The sequence below is a fragment of the Anaerobacillus alkalilacustris genome (assembly GCF_001866005.1).
Lineage (GTDB): Bacteria > Bacillota > Bacilli > Bacillales > Anaerobacillaceae > Anaerobacillus > Anaerobacillus alkalilacustris.
The window spans coordinates 26811-46262 of the sequence record NZ_MLQR01000029.1 but is presented as its reverse complement, the minus strand read 5'-3'; the positions used below and the strand labels follow the sequence as shown (position 1 = coordinate 46262).

The following is a 19452-nucleotide window of genomic DNA, read 5'->3' as shown; positions in this document are numbered from 1 at the left end:
AAGTGAAAAACGTTGACCGGATTGTCATACTTTTTTTTATACTCCTTTTCGTCCTAACATCATGCTTCTCTGAAAATAATGATGTCCGTATTCAACAACATGACCAAATAAATGACCAACTCGAAAGTGATATACATCGTTATATCGTATTATTTCGTGATGAAATTGAAGAAAAGTTAATAGAAGATGTTGAAGGGGTCATTATCCAAGAAGCCGAAACAATTAATGTTGTTGGTGCATTATTGCCAGATGATGAAATTGACCATCTAAGGAAAAATCCTGAGGTTATTGCCGTAGAAGAAGATCAAGTGGTATCCATGTTACAACAAACCCAAAATTGGGGGTATGACCAAATATTGACTCCTAGATCGGTTCAATCAGGCTTAACTGGGAAAGGAGTTAAAGTTGCCATTATTGATTCAGGTGTTTCACCGCATGAAGATTTATCCATTGTCGGTGGTGCTTCGTTTGTTAACTACACAAACAATTACTTTGATGATAATGGGCATGGGACACATGTTGCTGGAATTGTAGGTGCACTAAATAATAACATCGGAATTATAGGTGTAGCTCCAAATGCTGAAATATACGCCTTAAAAGTATTGGATCAAACAGGAAACGGATACCTATCTGACATAATTGCTGCGATTGATTGGTCCATTCGAAACCGTATCGATATTCTAAACTTGAGCATAGGTACGAATGGACATTCTGCTGTTCTGGAAAAGGCTGTCAACGATGCTTACACTCAGAATATCCTAGTCGTTGCTGCTGCAGGCAATGGTGGAAATCCTGAAGGAACGGGTGATACACTCGTTTTTCCAGCTCGATATCAATCTGCTATAGCTGTAGCAGCGACAGATAGAAACAATAAAAGAGGGAGCTTTTCGGCTACAGGAAATCTGATTGAGCAAAGTGCGCCAGGTGTAAATATATATAGTACGTATTTGAATAATCAGTATGTATCAATGAACGGGACAAGCATGGCTACACCATTTGTTGTTGGAGCCTTAGCTTTACTCAAAGAAGCAAATCCAAGGTTAAATGCCAAAGATTTACGGGAAATCTTAAAAAATACATCATTAGACCTCGGAAAACAGGGAAGAGATGAGTGGTTCGGGTATGGGCTGATACAAGCTCCAGTGTTTTTAACAGATATTTATGGTCATTGGGCTATTCATGATATTGTTGAGGTATTTCACTTAGGATGGATGAGAGGAATTAAGCAAGGGGAGTTTGGTCCAGAGCTTCAATTAAGTAGAGCACAAGCAGCAGCTATTTTAGTTAGAGCTTTAGGTCTAACTAAGACTTCTGGGAACACACCACAGTTTCAAGATATAAAAGGTCATTGGGCTCAAGAGGATATAGAAATTATTAGTCAACATCAAATTATGAGGGGAACAGCTGAGAACCGTTTTTCACCCGATGTGACAATCACTAGAGAACAAATGGCCGCTATCTTATCGAGAATATTAAATTTAAAGCGAACGCCAGAAATGGGAAATCCTTTTATCGATGTACAAGAAGGTTACTGGGCAACCAACGATGTGATCGCAACTACTCATCACCAAATTTTCAAAGGGATCTCCCCTAATCAGTTTGGAGGGGGATTAATAGTTACAAGAGCTCAAATGGCGGTTTTAATGAACCGGGTATCGGACCAAATAGCGAATTAAAAATTAGTGAGACAAGTTTATACCTATAATGTATTGTAACTCTTGCATAGATTTAACAGTAATAATGACGGGAGCATATACACAACCTTAAACTATACATTTTAAGGGGAGTGATGTGTTACGAGAACCTTACTACTTCTATTCATTTTAATTGTTACATTTACAACAGCATGTTCACAACCTAATAATCAAGAAAAGCAAATGAATCTAGGTCGAATGGGTGTTCAAGAACAAATGAATGAGACCCCTGTAAGAGAACGTCTACAAGATCATGATCATTTAAAGTCGGAAAACGATCAAGGCCAAACAGAAAATGACACTGTAGATTGGCAGGAAAGTGACTCTCAAATTGATTTTAACGAAGATTATTTAGAAAAGTTAAGGATAGAACATGGTAGACTATATTCACCAGATCAAGAGAAAAAAAATTTTACAGCTAAATCACTAACGCAAGTAAATGTAGTAGTGGATGGAGTGGCTCTTAACTTAAGTCCACGTCCAGTTATAGAGAACGGGTCAACCTTAATACCCATTCGGGCGATTTCTACACATTTTGGGGCAGGTGTATGGTGGAATGGAGAAAGTAGAACGGTTGGCATCAACAAGGGGGATATAAGTATATCCTTTATCGTAGGAGCTAATGGAGCACGAGTGAACGGTAATCAACGGAGTATCCCACCTTCAATAATTATTAATGATTTTACTTTTGTTCCAGTACGGTTCATTTCTGAAACATTCGGATACAAAGTAACTTGGAACGAAAATAACAGAACGGTAATCATCGATACAACTCCTGAAACGTATACTGTAGTTGCAGGAGATACTCTTTCAGGCATTGCGGCTATGTTCAATATAACAGTCGGTGAAGTACGCTCCCTTAATAACTTAACAAGTGATGTGATTAGGGTTGGACAAACATTGTTTGTTCGTGAAAAAACAGGTGGAGGTGGAAATGAGAATAATTCGAATCCAACTCCAAATACTGAAAATATCGTTTATTATACGGTGGTGTCTGGTGATACGTTGTCTCGAATTGCAGCCCGATTTAACACTACGGTTGAGGTGATCATGAGTGCCAATAACTTAACTTCTGACCGCATTGCTAGTAACCAGGTATTAAAAGTTCCTACTACTGTCGAGCATGAATCGTCACCGCCAACAAGTGGAGGGGTAACGAAAACATTTACAACGCACACGGTACAGTCAGGAGATAATGCATGGAATTTAAGTATTAAATATGGAATACCGATGCTTGAACTGTTACAAGTGAATAACTTGTCCATCAATAGTACATTACGTATTGGTCAAACACTGACTATCCCAGTTTATCATGTTCCCGTTAGACCAGTCACTAGCTCTCGTCATGGAGAGTTACTCGATTGGTGGACAGAGGCAAGATATGTATTTCCGATTGGAAAAGATGCAACAGTAACCGATTTTCAATCGGGGAGAACTTTCCGCATTAGGCATACAATGGGCGGAAATCATGCGGATGCGGAACCACTAACTTCAAACGATGCAGAGATTATGAGACAACAATGGGGCGGAAGTTTTTCTTGGACTCCAAGAGCTGTTATCATCTCTGTTGATGGACGAAGATTAGCTGCTGCCATGCATTCCTTCCCACATGGAGACCATGTAATTAGAAATAATAATTATGCGGGTCACTTTTGCATCCACTTTTTAAATAGTACTAGACATAATGATGGTCTTGTACAAGCCACCATGCAAAACCAAATTAGAGTGGCTGCAGGTGTCAATTAATTTGTATTTAGAGTCGAGGAAATAGGGTCGAAATATATAGGATGACTTAAACTACTTATGTAGTTAGGTCATCCTATTATTTATATATCTTCATTAGAAGCAGGTTGATCAATGGCCATAGAGATTAAAACTTAAATAAATTGGAAAATACGGTGGAATTTCAAAAGCTTATCTAATAATATCCATGAGTAGTTATTATCAAAATACAAAAAATATAAAAGGAAAGGAGGATTAAAAATGAAAAACACAATCCTTACTGTTTCAGTTGCTACAATTATGATGGGAACACTTGTTGGATGCGGTGTTGAACAACAAACACAAAATGTAGAGAGACCCATACAAATGAATGCTGCGGAAGCTAACCAAACTCGTGGAGCAGTAACAGGGCAAACAACTCAATCAGCACGACAAACTGCTGCAAATCACAGCAGGCAAACAAACTTACAACAAATACGTGCCAATCAGGTTGGGGTTACACAAGTTGGTAACCGAGTAGGTGCAGAAAGACGTGAAGCCAATCGCCAAGAAAGGCTTGTGGACAAAGGGCATCAAGGGAAATTTAAAGATGTACAAGCTGGTGAGTGGTATTCTGCTGATGTGGAATGGTTAACAGATATAGGATTTTTTGCAGGTGTTGGAGATGGTGAGTTTCAACCGAATAAACCATTAACTAGGGCTGAAGCTGCAGCACTTTTTGCAAGGCTACATGACGATAGAATTTTAGTATTTCCAGAACCTGAAGAAGTGGAAGAGGAAAAGATAGTTGATGAAAATGTAGGGGCTCCAGAAGAAAGTCCTCTAGAAGAAGACGATCTGGGTCCTGATGACGAAGAGCCTGGCGATGAAGGAGTAGATCTTGAAGACGGAGAGCCAGAAGACGAAGGAACCGTTACTCCAGAAGATCCTGATGGTGGCGAAAGCTAAAATTATTAGAAAAGAAGAACTTGTTTGACTCAAATCATATAAGAGCAAACAAGTTTCTTTGCTACTTTACTTTTTAGGTAATAATTGCAATGGGTCTATATCGTTATTTCTTCATGATCTACACAAAATAACAGAAAAGGAATAATACTACAGAGGTGAATACCGATTAAAAATATTTATTTTATCCTTATGGTTTTTATCTTATTTTTAGGGGCGTGCACTCAACAGCCAAAAGGATTGCAAACTGAGATCAGTGAACCGATCGAGTTAAAAGATTCTGAAGATCCGATGGTGCGTGATCGAGTAATGAATCACGGAACTCATTTTCAAAGTGATAGGCTTCTTCCAAGAGAGGGAATATTCATTCAAAACGTTAATCAAAATATAAGTATTAGGCTGATCAATTACCTTGGGAATGTTAGAGAAGTGTTTGTTACTTTTATTGGGGAGTATAATGTGGAAGGAGTCCCAAATCTTGCCCCGAATCGAACCTATCGTCTTACGATTGAAAATGGACATGTCGCTTTATATGAAGGAGCGAATAAACTGAGAGAAGGGCCAACACTTACATTTATCCCTAAACAAAATAACGAAATCCACCAAATTCGTATAAATAATCGTCCCTATATAGGAAACATGCAATTTACTATAGAAAATTCTTTTCTACGGCCAATAAATACTCTACCTGTTGAAGAGTATTTAAAAGGAGTGGTTCCTCATGAAATGCCAGCGTCATGGGCTATTGAGGCATTAAAAGTTCAAGCGATTGCAGCAAGAACTTACGCAATGTCACACGGAAATAGAATCATTGACGATTCGATTAACTTTCAGGTATATGCTGGTTTGTCTACTCATCCCAATAGTACAAGAGCCGTGATTGAAACAACAGGGCAAGTTTTACAACATAAAGATAGGTTAGCGCTGACCGTTTATTCCTCAAGTAATGGGGGGATAACGGAATCAAATGCGAATATTTGGGGTGGAGCGAGTTTACCGTATCTACTCGTAAAAGAAGATCCATATGATCCTGTCCATCCATGGAGCTTCCAGTTCAAAAAAGTTCAGATAGATTTATCGGATAAAGATATTTATCAACCTGGAAGTTGGTGGCAAAATACGAGGGAAGTGGATGAAACAATTTCGAATAATATAAAATCATGGCTTGGAAGAAATGGGTACCCGAATAGTGAGATCAAGATATATCAAATTCCACATCTTGCATTTAGGGAGGAACGAACTTCAGGAGAGCGTGTAATACGAGGGGATCTATCGATTCAGTTTTTTGTCCGGGCAGGAAACTCATATGTTTTAAATGAGGATGGTTCATTGAGAGTTCATACGTTAGAGTTAAAAAACACAACAGCCCAACTAATTCGTTCCATTATTGGTATTAACTTAATAAGAACGTTCTTAGTCGATAAAGTTACAGATGAAGGTCTTTCTAATATAGTATCTGGAAGAGGATTTGGTCATGGTGTTGGTATGAGTCAGTGGGGGGCAAAGCGTATGGCGGACAATGGCTCCGGTTACAGAGACATTTTACAATTTTATTACCCAGGCACAGCATTAGTCACTTTACAAACGAATGAGCCAACTAATCTCGTACCTGAAATACCTATTGAGATTGTACTAGTAATTAACAGTAGTCAAGCAACCGTCAATGGAAAAAGTATTCAACTGTTAGAGGCTCCTTTTATTCGTAATGACAGAACACTCGTTCCGTTGCGATTTGTCAGTGAACAATTAGGTGCAGATGTCTCTTGGGACAGCTCCACTCTTGACATTACAATTACAACATCAAATAAAAAATTAATTTTAAGGGGAGGAAGTCGAACAGTTTCTGTAAACGCAAGGAATACGACTATTGATGTAGCACCAGAAATTATTAGAGGAACCACATTTGTTCCATTAAGGTTCGTTTCTGAACAAATTGGGGCTCAAGTAAAATGGCATGAAAACACTCGGTCCATCGTAATTACTAATTGAAGGGGCCAGGCCCCCCTAGCCTTGCAAGGAGAAGAATGGAGGTGAAAAGGTAAATGCATAGGGCGTTTTGACTGCGGTGAATTCGTATAGAATTATTATTTTACAACTTGAATAAATTAAAGACACCGACTTCGGTGGGATAAGCAATCAGCATTGAATTACATCCTCGGTCTCGCTAGTCGGGCTCCGGTGGACAATTTAAAAATGAAGTGTATTTAGCGATGGATACCCCGACCTATGAACTTTTTATGAGAAAGTGATTGAGGAGCAGGCGCGCTACCCGAGAGGAATTATTCTTTCGACAGTTCTTCTGGTGGAGAATGATTGGAGTAGTGTGTTGTAAATCATAATGCCTGAGTGAAATATGGTAACAAGGCAAAATAGACAAAGAGAAGAGGCTACGCTGCTCTGAGGCTTTAGATTCAAAACTCAATACGGTAAGCCTTCTTATTTAAACAAATTATTACATGGATATTTGATCTGCTAGTAGTTGAAAATAAATTAATTAAATACCCCGTTAGGCAAACAAAAACAGTTTTTGATGGTATTGGAGTTTTCTTACAATGTCCATTACTAACTACATTTCAAGAGTATTTTATCGTTGGTTCTTCAATGAAAAGTTTAATACAGGAAAGTTACATTTTTTGCGTTTCTTTAAGTAGAAAACATATTTTATTAAAAAGCTATCCCAACTCAATTTCCTTCAGGCGGAATTATATATAGCGAAAAAATCGAAAATTTATAAAAAATAGGGATAATCACCTAGGTAAATATGCATTATAAACTATAAAACCAGAATTAGGCGATATTTTATTAAGTAAACTGAAACCTAGAGATATCCAGGATTATTATACACGGAAGCTGAAAACGGAAAACACCTTGGATAGCAATGAAGATGATAGTCGTTTATTTGCGCAATCGGTAAAACATCACCACCGTGTACTGTCAAAAGCACTTTCAGATGCTGTGGATCTGGAATTTATTGAGAAGAATGTAGTCAAGAAGGTAAAGCCACCAAAAGTTCAGAAAATCAAGACGATAACGTATACTTCTAATGAGTTAGAATTACTTGTAAACAATGCTATAGCTAATGAAGTTTATGGTCCCATTATTTATTCAGGTCCCTATACAGGAGCAAGACTTGGTGAATTAAGGGCTCTTACATGGGAAGATGTCGACTTTAAAAATAAGAAGATGTTTATTAATAAAACGGCTTATGATGTTCGAAGAAAAGGAGTAAAAATTAAATACACGACCAAACATGGTGAGCGTCATATTGTTATGGGGAAGAAGTTAATAAAGTTTCTTAAAGATCATAAACGAAAAAGTGATGATAATAAAAGATTTTAGGAAAATCTTTTAATCCAAAAGTATTCTGTAATTCAGCTGGAAACTATGTTCATCCGTCTGAATTACGATTAGCCTATAAAAAAGCAGTCGCGCAGACAGAATTACCAGTTAGTCGCTTCCATGGTCTGCGTCACATACACACGCAACTATTTGCTAAAAGCAAACGTCCATCCAAAAATTGTTTCAGAACGACTCGGTCATTCTAAAATTGGAATTACACTTGATCTTTATTCACATGTAATTCCTTCGCTTCAAGATGAAGCAGCAGATATGTTTGATTCGGCATTTGATCATAATTAAAAAAATTAAATGGCACCCTCTAATGGTACTCTTTCGGCACTCTATGGACAAAAGTAATGAAAAATGCCAATGAACTTATCAAGGTGCCTCATCTACATAACCTCTCAAAAGCATTATGTATCAAAGTTTGGCGGGACTGTGTGGGAATCGAACCCACCGAAGACGGCACGCGCCTCCCATAAGGTTTTGAAGACCTCGGCAAACACCAGTTACACAACCAGCCCCATTTATTGTTAGTTTATCGACGTTTAGAGAGCATGTCCTTAGGTTTATCTTGAAAATATCCTTAGGCCATATCCACCCATCACAAGTTCTTATTATAGTACGAAAATAAAAAAAAGACAAGTTGTAGATAAGAAAAATTTTATATACTAAAACGAAATATTATGAAGAAAAAAATACACTCTTTAAAAATTTTTGGTTTCTATTTAAATGGCTATATCGATGTGTCTTGTGACACATTTATTGAAGATTGGGTTAATATTTTTAAAGAGAATAATTAGGAAGAGATTTAACATATATAGAATCGAAATTCATCAAATTCCGACTTCAAGTTTTAACTGATTATTTTTGTATTGGATCAGGCTTTATTTCCTGGAACTGTTTTTATATAATAATATTGGTCGAATATTGTAATATTTTGTTTGACTAATTCTAAAAGGCAAGGAGTTAGGATGCTTAAATTCACTTACAAAAACGTTCCTTATATAAAAAATAGTTTAGTTTTAATCGGAGCATCAGCATTCATCTTATTTGTATTCTGGTTTTTATTATATTTATATATTTTTCCTACGATTAAAGAAACAGCTCACAACTCTATCAATACACAACTACAAATAATTAAGCAAGACACACTAGAAGATTTAGATTTTGCAAAAACGTCATTAGAAAGATTGGCTGGACGTCTTAGTTTAATTAATATTCATCAAGAATTAAGGCTTGAAAGTATCGGAAATATAAGTGATATTACGCCCGTATTCGATCAGGTCACTATTCTTGACAGGGATTTAAATATTGTTTACCAAAAACCTGAGTACTCAAGCCTAGTCCAAGAAGGTAATGATAAACAAATTTTAAATAGAGTTTTACAAGAGAAATTTACTTTACTTTCAGATATTAAATATAACCATAATACTGAGGAGATTTATATATCCATTTCTACCCCTATTTATAACGGAAATAAAATTGTTGGTATATTAAAAGGTGCATATAATATTGAAAATAACTTTTTTAATCCAACAATTATGAATACAACACTTGGATTTACTGGATCGACTTTCATTGTTGATAGTAAAGGTTTCTTACTTGCACATGGTAATAATAAGTTAATTGGTCTTCATGTAGAAGAAATTGTTGTTGGAGATTTATTCAAAGGGGTAAATGATAGCTTATCGAATGATAACGTAGTATTTCAAGAATTTAAAACTCTCGAAGGTATAAAGAGAGTTTTAGCAGCTACGTACCTTTTGGATAATTTTATAATTGGAGTTTCATACGATCAGGCAGAACTCTATGAACCGAAAGTTCAATTAGAAAAGGCGTTTATATTTTTAACTTTTCTTACATTAATCATTATATTAATTGCAGGGTTATGGCTTAATCGGAAAATTTCATTGCCGTTTACATTATTAACTGAACAAGCAGATAAGATTGCTAAAGGCGATTTTAGTGCTCCATTACCAACAAAAAGAGATAAAGAAACGATATATATTATCAATGCACTAAAAAGAGTGTTAAATGAAAAAGATAGGCTTTTAATACAAACAATCCAAATGATTAGTACAACGTTAGAAAAAAGAGATGCCTACACTGCTGGTCATTCTAGACGTGTGACAGAATATGCCCTACAAATTGCAAACTACATGAACTTGTCAAAAGAAGAACGTTCGGATTTAGAATTAGGAGCGCTCCTACATGACATTGGAAAAGTCGGAGTACCTGATTATGTGTTATTAAAATCTGGTAAGTTAACAAATGAAGAATTCAACCTTATTAAGCTTCATCCAGTTTATGGAGATGACATCATTAAGAATATTGATAGTCTGAATAAAATACGTCCAATTGTTAGATCTCACCATGAACGATGGGATGGAAGAGGGTATCCAGATAGATTGAAAGGAACCGATATCCATTTGTTAGCTAGAATTACATGTGTTGCTGATGCTTTTGATGCGATGACATCCGACCGTCCTTATAGGAAAGGGCTAATGGAAACAAAAGCTGTAGAGATCATTAAAAATGAAGTAGGTAAACAGTTTGATCCAGAGGTAGTAGAAGCATTTTTGAAATGGAAATTGGGACGTAGATAGATTTAACATATTGCAAAAAACTATATATATTTTCATTAATTAAAGGAGTGGTTAAATTCCACTTCTTTTTCATTTCTTAGAAATAGTTGTCCCATAGGTAATTTGGAATAGTATAATTGTAAACAATTAATAATTGGGAGAAGATGCTGCAGTTATAGGGGGTTTTACAACAACTGGAAGGCCATTTATAGCAAGCTACAAATATTTTGCAAAAAGGTTAAAAAGCAGCTTAGAGAGATTAAGAAATGTCATATTATCAGCTCCTTTTTAATGTGTAGTAACATTCATGTGTGAATATATGTTCGTTATCTAGCTGGAATTAGCAAGTTTACAAAATAGTTATTAAGTAATTAGTAGTTCACCCATTTACTAATATTTGAATATAAATACTTATGAAAATTATTTAGTGGGTGATAAAGTGAACATTTATTATGTACAGCCTGGTGATACGATCCAAACAGTAGCAGAAAAGTTTCATCTATCTGTACAACAATTAATGCAGATGAATTATATGGCTATACCTGAAGTAAGTATCGGGCAACCATTGTATGTACCTTATTTACGACCTTATTCAAATGTAAATAATCAATTATTATCCTCCCTACAAGAAGGTGGATATATTCTTTATTCAAGGCATGCCGAAGCTACAGTTGGGCTGGACGCTCCTAAGTATAGTTTCGAGAATTGTGCTACGCAAAGAAACCTTTCAGCAATAGGGAGGAGACAGGCAGAAACATATGGTAGAACTCTTCGGAATTTACAAATTCCTGTTACGTATCCAGTACTGGCTAGTCCATTCTGTAGGACGATAGAAACGGCTGAATTGGCTTTTGGAAGAGATAATGTTCAGGTCGATCCTTTTTGGTCTGAGATTTATAAAATGAGTGGTAGGTTAAGTGTAATGGAACAGTCATGGATATTATATTACCTCAATATATTTTTAGAAATTCACCCACCTCAAGGCAGTAACAAAGTTATTGTTGCGCATAGTTTCCCAAGTGGAATGGGTTTAGGGAAAATACCTGATATGGGAACAGTTGTGATAAGACCGCATGGTCAGGGAAGAGGGTATGAAGTTATCGCGCATTTAACCTTATCTGAGTTGGCAAGTTTACAGCAATGAAAGGCTCTACAATAAAGCGTTTTTTCCTATTTGTAAGTTTCTGTTAAAAAACATGTAGGAAAACAAAAGTTATATTGTGGAAGCGAAAAAATTAATGATTATGTTGATATTGGGAAAGTTAATCTTAAGCAAACCTGAAGTTGTAGTTTATAGGATGGTGACTGTTTTGGAAACTTTTCCTTTTTTTATTATGGCATTATTAATTTTACTTTTATTTTTATCTGCTTTTTTTTCATCTGCTGAAACAGCCTTTTCAAGTGTAAATAGAATCCGATTAAAAAATTATGCGGATGAAAATCGTAAAGGTAGTAAAAATGCATTAATGATATCAGAGAATTTCGATAAAGGATTGTCGACGATCTTAGTTGGAAATAATGTCGTTAATATTGGTGCAGCGACAATTTCAGCCAAGCTTGCGACAGATCTTTTTGGTGCAGGAACAGGTATGATCGTTAATACTGTTGTGATGACAACGTTAGTGTTAATTTTTGGGGAAATCTTACCAAAGTCATATGCAAAAGAGAACGCTGAATCTTTTGCGTTAAAAATATCGGGCATTCTATCTATTTTAATGAATATATTAGCACCTATCACAATGGTTTTTATCTCTTTAAAAAGTGCGATATCCAAAATTATTATTTCGAAAGAACAGATTCCTCTAGTTACTGAAGAAGAATTGAAGGTGATGATTGATATTAGTGAAGAGGAAGGCGTCATTGATAAAAAAGAAAAGGAACTTGTTCATAGTGCTTTAGATTTTGATGAGATCGTTGTTGGAGAAATTTTAACACCCCGAATTGATATGATTGCAGTAGAAGTATCCGCGAATCATGACGAGATATTAGCGATGTTTTTAGAGGAACGTTTTTCAAGAGTCCCTGTATATGAAGTTCATATCGATAATATTATCGGTATCTTATCAGAGCGTGAATTTTTATCACATCTTGTACAACATAAAACATTTGAAGTAAAGGATTTATTACGCAAACCAATGTTTGTTGTCGAATCATTAAAAATCTCATCGTTACTTCCGGAATTGCAAAAGAGTAAGACGCATATGGCTATCGTAATTGATGAATTTGGTGGTACAGAAGGTCTGATTACAATGGAAGACGTTCTCGAAGAAATTGTCGGAGAAATTTGGGACGAACACGATGAAAAGATTAGTATAATGAAACAAATCGATGAAAAAACGTATCAGTTTTCTGCTGACTTTTCGCTAACTGAATTTTGTCAAATGATGAATGTTCCTATACCGGTTAGCTCTTATCATTCTCTTGGTGGTTGGGTTGTTGAAAGGGTTGAGAAAATCCCAACGATTGGAGAGGAAATCCTTTATCATCACTTATCCATAATCGTTCACATGATGGATGGAAAGCGCATTCGTCAATTGATTGTGAAAATAAATATTGATGAAAAAGAAAACGAATGATGAATGACGCTTGGTTGTTCAAAGACAAGAATTTAAATTTTGAACGTAGAATGATATCTAGTATAAGCACACTATGGACCAAAAAACTTCTCTTACCTCCATACCGGTAAGGCGAGAAACGAGAGTCTAGCATCTTTCACTTTCCTATATCTTCCTTGACTAGGTCTAGCTTTTTACGTCTAAATCTATAATGCTTGTGCTTTTCTTAAGGCATTCGTTTTCATTTCGACTTCGTTCTTTAATACGTTAGATATTCATTTACCTCTGCCATTTCCCTTGCAACACCTATGTTTTTAAGAGTAAAGTATATATGTACAAAGGTATGCAACCGAATATACATAAAAAAGCAATTGAAAGGTTGGTAATTATTTCATGGGAGATCGTTTTTATACTATTGGAATGGCAGGACATATTGATCATGGAAAAACAACGTTAACTAAAGCGTTAACAAATATTGATACCGATCGCTTGAAAGAAGAAAAAGAAAGAAGTATTTCAATCGAACTCGGTTTTGCTCCATTAAAATTAAAAAGTGATATACAAGTTTCGGTCATAGATGTACCAGGTCATGAACGTTTTATCAGACAAATGATAGCGGGTGTCGCTGGAATTGATTTAGTTATGCTAATCGTAAGTGCTGATGAAGGTGTTATGCCTCAAACAAAAGAGCACCTCGATATTTTATCACTTCTCGGGATTCAGCGAGGCATTGTCGTTGTGACAAAAATTGACCGTGTTGATGAAGAACTGTTAGAACTTGCCCAAGAAGATATTGCTCAAGAAATAGTAGGGACGTTTTTGGAAGGGGCTCCATTTGCTTTTGTTGACAGTTTATCTCGTAAGGGGATTGATGATCTAAAGGACATGATTGAAGCAATGTTAAGTGAGGTTTCTAGTCGTGATGCAAAAGGAGCGTTTCGCCTGCCGATTGATCAAGTCTTTACTGTACATGGCCAAGGTACAGTCGTAAGAGGAACCATTTATGAAGGTACGATACAAGAAGGTGATATTTTAGAGGTTTTACCTCAGAAAGTAAAGGTAAGAGCAAGGCAACTACAAGTTCATCACCAAAAAAAAGAGCGAGGGTTTGCTGGACAGCGAACGGCAATTAACCTTGGAGGTGTTGCTAAAGAGGAAGTGAAACGTGGTGATGTATTAGTTTCAACTCAACAATACGCGACAACCTCTACTATTGATGTCTCATTACAAACATTAAAAGGCTTAAATTACCCACTGAAACAACGAGGCTATATTAAACTTCATTTAGGCACAGCAGAGGTGTATGGGAAGATAGTTTTCTTTGATCGAAACCAATTAGAAGGGAACGATGAAGACACAATTCTATGTCAACTACGTTTAGATGAACCCATTGTAACAAGACGTGGTGACCGTTTTATATTACGTAGGCCTTCTCCTGTCGAAACTATAGGAGGTGGTCTTGTCATTGATCCAAATGGTCAGAAATATAAATTCGGTGAAAGTACGATTGAATTATTAGAAAGAAAGCGAGAAGGTACACCAACTGAAAGAGTCATAGATGCCTTAAAAACGGAAAAGTTCTTAACTTTACCACAGTTACAAAAACATGTAGACTTGCAAGAAGATATAGTTATAGCGTCATTAAATGAATTGAAAGCTAATCAAGAGATCATTCAGACAGACCAAAGTGAATATGTTTTGTCAGCTGTTTATGAAGAAATCGTTGACTTAATAAAGGGTGACTTAGAAGAGTTTCATGAAGAGTTTTCATTACGTGAAGGAAAAAGTAAGGCCGAAGTCTTTCATTCACTGAAACAAAATTATCCAATGAAGTTACTAGAATTTAGTCTTTCTTTAGCTGAGAAAGAAGGAAAGATAATAAAACGAGGACAGTTTATTGCTCTAGGAAGTTTCAATCCACACTTTCCAGAAAAATGGACAAAAAGAATGGAACAAGTGGTTAAAGAAATAGATGCGAACGGTATTCAAGTTGAAGGATGGGATCATATCGTCAGTAGGTCGCAACTTCCATCACAATTACAAGAAGATTTACGTCATTACTTAATTCGAACAAAACAAGTGTTTGCGTTAGATGAAAAACATATTGTCTCTACTACTCAATTAATGTCAGCTATAAGAAAATTACGAAAAAACACAAAAGATGAATTTGAACTTCAAGATGCAAAAGAAGTTTTAAAGCTTTCAAGAAAATATTTAGTACCATTTATGGAATTATTAGATACATTAAAGCTAACTGTACGAATTGAAACGAAAAGACAATGGCAAAAAGCGGAGTACGAGAAATGGAACAACGACTAATAAAGGAAAGTAAACGGCAATCAGTTGGAAAAATCACTTTTTTAACACCTTACTACAAAGAAGGCCGAGGGAATGCTACAACAGCAAAAAGAATTGTTACTGGTTTAAACAAAAATCGAGTTCATACAGATGTTGTAGCTTTTGATGAACAATCTATTTCTACAGATATAGTAGAAAAGATTGAACGAAATCCATTGCTCCATATTTTACATTTTCGTAGGTTTAGTGACTGGCAAGAAAAAAATCAATTTTATTTTGAAACACCCTATGTCATTACGTCTGGTGGTACCGATGTTAATATCGATATATTCAAAGAAGAACATAAAGAAAAAATAGGAAGAGTATTAGGAAATGCAGCTGCGATAACGGTTTTTAGTCATGATTCGAAGCAAAAGTTACTTAGTGTATATGAAAATTTAGAAAGTAAAGTACACGTAATTAAGCAAAGTGTTTGGTTGCCTGAAATAAGTGGAATTAGACCTAAGGAAAAGGTTAATCTTACTGATAACGGATTTAATATCGTACTTCCAGCAGGGTTAAGAGCTGTAAAAGATGTTTTATTTGTTATGCCAGCCCTTATTGAATTAAAACAGCAGTTTCCAAAACTAACGTTTACGATCGTAGGTTCAGCGATCGAACGATCTGTTTTAAATGAAGTTATTGATGTAACAAAAAAGTACCCTTGGGTTTCTTATTATGAGGATGTACCATTTGAAGAAATGTCATCGATTTATGAGCAAAGTGATGTTATTATCAATTCGTCATTCTCAGAGGGTCAATCTTCGGCATTACTTGAAGCTATGTTTTTTAAAAAACCTGTCGTGGCCAGAAATAATGGTGGAAATAAAAGTATTATCGACCACGGTAGAACTGGATTCTTATTTGCAACCTTACAGCAATTTTATAATCAAATAAAAGAACTAGTTCTCCATGACGAACTACGCCAATATGTAACAAAACATGCAAGCGAATATGTGATGAAAGAACATCATTTAGAAAAGGAGATAACGAGCTACTTACATTTGTATAATAAAGTCCTTAATTACTGTTAGTTTCTTTCTAACTCTTTTAGTTCTTCGGTCATGCCTCAATATCGTAAAGAAAAATCGGTCAGTGTTAACTGGCCGATTTATTACTAATTTATAAGTATTATTCACCTACATTTTCTTCTGAACATATTGAAACAAGTGAAACAATTGCAGGATGTATTTTTTTTGATTGTACGTATGTTAAGTAAAAGTTTCGTTTATAAGGCAATTGTTGGATCAGTTTTATTCGTCCTTGTTTCACCGCTTTAGTAGCAGCAATACTAGAAACAACGGAATAACCAAGATTTGCCTCAACCATACTAATGACCGCTTCTGTAGATTGTACTCTAGCAATACATTGTAATTCGTTGGTTGAAATACCCATGGATGATAGACTTTTAACAACACCTTGCCAAGTTCCAGATTTCTCAGTCCGGAAAATAAACGGCAAATCCTTTAATGAATTTAAGTTAAAGATTTTTTCACTATCGTTAGGACCAATTAAAATAAAATGATCATTTTTAACAATATGACTAATGATTTCTTCCCCAATTGGTTCACTTCCTACGAAACCTATGTCAATAGACCCTTCTTTGATCAAGCCATTAATCTCATCCGATTCATGGATAGATAATTGAATATCAACGTTTGGGTGTTTATCTAAAAATTTCCGTAAAAGCTGAGGAACAATATAAGTACCAGGCACAGTACTCGCTCCAATTTTGATGACGCCAGTTAACTCACCCTGAAGTCTACGGCACTCTTCTACAAGCACTTCCCAATCAAAAAGAAAATGCTTTCCTTTTTGATAAACTAACCGACCAGCTTCAGTAGGTTCTAACGTTTCTCGGACCAATAAGGTAATTCCTAGTTCTACTTCTAGCGTTTTTATTTGTTTACTAACCGCGGGTTGACTAATATTTAAAATAGTTGCAACAGTAGAGAAGCTTTTATGATCTAACACCATCATAAATGTTTTTATCCGTTTTAAATTCATCCTATTTCCCCCTTACCATAGGAGCTAGGTAAAAAGACTCTCTAATAGGTACTCAATCTTCATTGTGAACTAATTTTAGAGAGTCGCATCTTTTATAAATTAACGAGTAACGTACAAAGATTTTTCTTGTTTTTCTTTTACACAGCCAATGATTTTCGCTTCTTTAACTCCAAGTTTATGTAATTCTTCTACATATCCATGAGCTTCCTCTAAAGGCAGACTAACGAGAAGGCCACCAGATGTAATAGCATCACATAAGATCCACTGTTCATATTCGAGGATAGATGGATCGTAGTCAACGTCATTACTTAACCAGCGGTGGTTTGCTTTAGAACCTCCAGGAACAATTCCTTCTTCAGCAAGTTCGTTTGTGCCATTTAATACTGGCACGTCCTCGTAATGAATGCTAAAGGAGACGTCGCTACCTTTGGCCATTTCATAAGCATGCCCTAGTAGTCCAAAACCAGTTATATCTGTGGCTGCATTTGGATGTAAGTTTACAAGTGCGGAACTTGCCTTATCATTTAAAGCAGCCATCGTTTCCATCACTTTCGATAATTGTTCCTCATTAAGCTTGTCTCTTTTTATCGCTGTGGTTTGGATTCCAACACCAATAGGTTTTGTAAGGACAAGTGCATCACCAGGCTTTGCACCAACGTTTTTCAAAACTTTATTTGGATGAATAACTCCTGTAACAGATAACCCGAATTTTGGCTCTTGATCATCGATCGAATGCCCTCCGATCACTGTTGCTCCTGCTTCATGAACTTTGTCAGTTGCCCCACATAGTATCTTTGCTAAAATATCGGGACCTAATTTTTTAATAGGATAGCCAACAATATTTAACACCGTTTTTGGAGTTCCTCCCATCGCGTACACATCACTTAATGAATTTGCCGCAGCAATTTGCCCAAACATATACGGATCATCCACAATAGGAGTGAAAAAGTCAACCGTTTGTATAATCGCTACGTCATCTGTTAATTGATATACACCAGCATCATCAGAAGTTTCATGTCCTACAAGGACATTTGGGTCATAGGCTCTAGCAGGTAATTGGCACAAAACTTGTGCCAGGTCTTCTGGACCAATTTTACATCCTCAGCCACCTTTGCTAGTTAATAATGTCAATTTAATTGGATTATTTTCCATGTTATTTGCACCTCCTACCGATTAGTATAAGCGTATTTTTTGATTAATGACAAATAATATCTTAAAATGATAGTAAATATTAATGAAATGAGGGGTAGTTAATGGCTTATCATGTTGAAATCCAGTTTTGTATGCAGTGAAACTTTGCACCGAAAGCTGCGGGTCTCGCAGAAGAATTATTTAATCATTTCCGTTCTGATATTACAAAATTAAATTTAGTCCCTAGTTCTGGTGGCGCTTTCGAAGTTATTGTTAACGATATAAACGTGTACTCTAAGCTAGAAACAGGTGAATTTCCACAAGCTGATGAAATCATAGAAAAAATAAAGTGAACTCGTTTCAGCAAGCTGAAACATCGGAAAATCAGGTGGAGAGTCTACTCCACCTGATTGGAAAATCCCACCTACGCTACGCTTATAGGTGGGGGCTTTTACCAAAAAAAATAACGTTTCCGAACAAGTGAAGGGAAAGATGAGGACTAAATTAAAGTTCTCATCTTTTTTTACAAAAGAGTTTTGTTCCTACTAATTGAATGTAATTAGTAACGATTAACAAATATAACAAGAAAAGCGCAAGCGCCTTGGTCACGAGCAGCTGCTCCAGTGCCACTCCGTTTGCTCAAGAGCAATTGTTTTCCGTGCGACGAGTAACCGCAGGAGCAATTGTTTTCCGTGCGACGAGTAACCGCAGGAGCAAAGCTACATGAAGCTATTCAGAGACGTTATTCATGTAGTTATTGAAGTCAGTAGCTTGACTGAAGTGACCGAGCTCGTAGGCTACTTGCGCTAGACAGTTTCCAAGTTAGAAATTTATAAATTCTGATACTGTAAAAAAGGTGACCGGAAACGATCACCTTTACACCATCTCATGACTTTTTGTCTGGGGCCTTATCGATTTGTATTTTTCGCATACACCTCATTTTATGTCCTTTTGTTAGAACAGTTGAAAAAGGTTTTAGCTTATCAAGCGTTATCACCTCTTTGAAGTATTTAAAAAAGCAAATCCTAATTCCAGAAACAATCATTTTGATGGGAGAAAGAGCTTTTGAACTCTTCTCACATTTATTATGAGGTATTGTTTCAATGTTTATAACTGGTTAATTTCCCCTTTTTA

Annotated in this window: 14 protein-coding genes and 1 tRNA gene; 12 read left to right on the top strand and 3 right to left on the bottom strand. The window is 36.0% G+C overall.

The annotated features are described in order from the left end of the window. The first annotated feature begins 2 nt into the window (after nucleotides 1–2). From BKP37_RS10955 to BKP37_RS19315, 6 genes are all read left to right on the top strand, one after another. Entirely contained in the window at nucleotides 3–1676 is a 1674-nt protein-coding gene (locus BKP37_RS10955) for a S8 family serine peptidase (RefSeq protein WP_071309637.1), read from the top strand. 201 nt (nucleotides 1677–1877) lie between these two features. Beyond that, nucleotides 1878–3440 carry a LysM peptidoglycan-binding domain-containing protein gene (locus BKP37_RS19320; protein WP_084034663.1) on the top strand — a complete coding sequence of 521 codons (1563 nt, stop codon included), beginning with the start codon at nucleotides 1878–1880 and terminating at the stop codon, nucleotides 3438–3440. A 237-nt stretch (nucleotides 3441–3677) separates the two neighbouring features. Then, nucleotides 3678–4364: an S-layer homology domain-containing protein gene (locus BKP37_RS10945; RefSeq protein ID WP_071309636.1), complete on the top strand. Its 687-nt coding sequence runs from the start codon at nucleotides 3678–3680 to the stop codon at nucleotides 4362–4364. A 237-nt stretch (nucleotides 4365–4601) separates the two neighbouring features. Further along, nucleotides 4602–6350: a SpoIID/LytB domain-containing protein gene (locus tag BKP37_RS10940; protein ID WP_169823133.1), complete on the top strand. Its 1749-nt coding sequence runs from the start codon at nucleotides 4602–4604 to the stop codon at nucleotides 6348–6350. A gap of 879 nt (nucleotides 6351–7229) precedes the next feature. Then, a complete protein-coding gene (locus BKP37_RS10935; RefSeq protein WP_071309634.1) occupies nucleotides 7230–7700 on the top strand; it encodes a site-specific integrase in 471 nt (156 codons plus the stop codon). A gap of 120 nt (nucleotides 7701–7820) precedes the next feature. After that, the gene (locus BKP37_RS19315; RefSeq protein WP_084034661.1) at nucleotides 7821–8000 is read left to right on the top strand and encodes a site-specific integrase; all 180 of its coding nucleotides are present in this window, start codon (nucleotides 7821–7823) and stop codon (nucleotides 7998–8000) included. Nucleotides 8001–8128: 128 nt separating this feature from the next. Here BKP37_RS19315 and BKP37_RS10930 read toward each other — a convergent pair. Continuing rightward, a tRNA-Sec gene (locus BKP37_RS10930) sits at nucleotides 8129–8225 on the bottom strand. A 449-nt stretch (nucleotides 8226–8674) separates the two neighbouring features. On the opposite strand from BKP37_RS10930, the gene BKP37_RS10925 reads away from it, so the two are divergent. From BKP37_RS10925 to BKP37_RS10905, 5 genes are all read left to right on the top strand, one after another. Next, nucleotides 8675–10309: an HD domain-containing phosphohydrolase gene (locus BKP37_RS10925; RefSeq protein WP_071309633.1), complete on the top strand. Its 1635-nt coding sequence runs from the start codon at nucleotides 8675–8677 to the stop codon at nucleotides 10307–10309. A gap of 418 nt (nucleotides 10310–10727) precedes the next feature. Further along, a complete protein-coding gene (locus BKP37_RS10920; RefSeq protein WP_342707786.1) occupies nucleotides 10728–11432 on the top strand; it encodes a LysM peptidoglycan-binding domain-containing protein in 705 nt (234 codons plus the stop codon). Between the two features lie 166 nt (nucleotides 11433–11598). Then, complete coding sequence (locus BKP37_RS10915) at nucleotides 11599–12864, top strand: hemolysin family protein (RefSeq protein ID WP_425424986.1); 1266 nt, start codon at nucleotides 11599–11601, stop codon at nucleotides 12862–12864. 372 nt (nucleotides 12865–13236) lie between these two features. Next, the gene (selB, locus tag BKP37_RS10910; protein WP_071309632.1) at nucleotides 13237–15162 is read left to right on the top strand and encodes a selenocysteine-specific translation elongation factor; all 1926 of its coding nucleotides are present in this window, start codon (nucleotides 13237–13239) and stop codon (nucleotides 15160–15162) included. Further along, nucleotides 15147–16214 (top strand): glycosyltransferase, encoded by a 1068-nt coding sequence (locus BKP37_RS10905; protein ID WP_071309631.1) that lies wholly within the window; start codon nucleotides 15147–15149, stop codon nucleotides 16212–16214. Before selB ends, BKP37_RS10905 begins: the two co-directional genes overlap by 16 nt. A gap of 97 nt (nucleotides 16215–16311) precedes the next feature. Here BKP37_RS10905 and BKP37_RS10900 read toward each other — a convergent pair whose 3' ends face one another. Further along, entirely contained in the window at nucleotides 16312–17187 is an 876-nt protein-coding gene (locus tag BKP37_RS10900) for a selenium metabolism-associated LysR family transcriptional regulator (RefSeq protein WP_071309630.1), read from the bottom strand. Nucleotides 17188–17286: 99 nt separating this feature from the next. Further along, nucleotides 17287–18339, bottom strand: coding sequence for a selenide, water dikinase SelD (selD, locus tag BKP37_RS10895; protein WP_084034659.1), 1053 nt, complete (start codon nucleotides 18337–18339; stop codon nucleotides 17287–17289). A gap of 101 nt (nucleotides 18340–18440) precedes the next feature. Between selD and BKP37_RS20870 the strand changes: the two genes are divergently transcribed. After that, complete coding sequence (locus BKP37_RS20870; RefSeq protein ID WP_425424985.1) at nucleotides 18441–18671, top strand: Rdx family protein; 231 nt, start codon at nucleotides 18441–18443, stop codon at nucleotides 18669–18671. Nucleotides 18672–19452 lie beyond the last annotated feature (781 nt).

Excerpts from the sequence above, each read along its gene's own strand:
- BKP37_RS10900 (WP_071309630.1), bottom strand. The coding sequence starts at position 17,187 with ATGAATTTAAAACGGATAAAAACATTTATGATGGTGTTAGATCATAAA.
- selB (WP_071309632.1), top strand. The coding sequence starts at position 13,237 with ATGGGAGATCGTTTTTATACTATTGGAATGGCAGGACATATTGATCAT.
- BKP37_RS10905 (WP_071309631.1), top strand. The coding sequence starts at position 15,147 with ATGGAACAACGACTAATAAAGGAAAGTAAACGGCAATCAGTTGGAAAA.
- BKP37_RS10925 (WP_071309633.1), top strand. The coding sequence starts at position 8,675 with ATGCTTAAATTCACTTACAAAAACGTTCCTTATATAAAAAATAGTTTA.
- BKP37_RS19315 (WP_084034661.1), top strand. The coding sequence starts at position 7,821 with ATGGTCTGCGTCACATACACACGCAACTATTTGCTAAAAGCAAACGTC.
- BKP37_RS10945 (WP_071309636.1), top strand. The coding sequence starts at position 3,678 with ATGAAAAACACAATCCTTACTGTTTCAGTTGCTACAATTATGATGGGA.
- BKP37_RS19320 (WP_084034663.1), top strand. The coding sequence starts at position 1,878 with ATGAATCTAGGTCGAATGGGTGTTCAAGAACAAATGAATGAGACCCCT.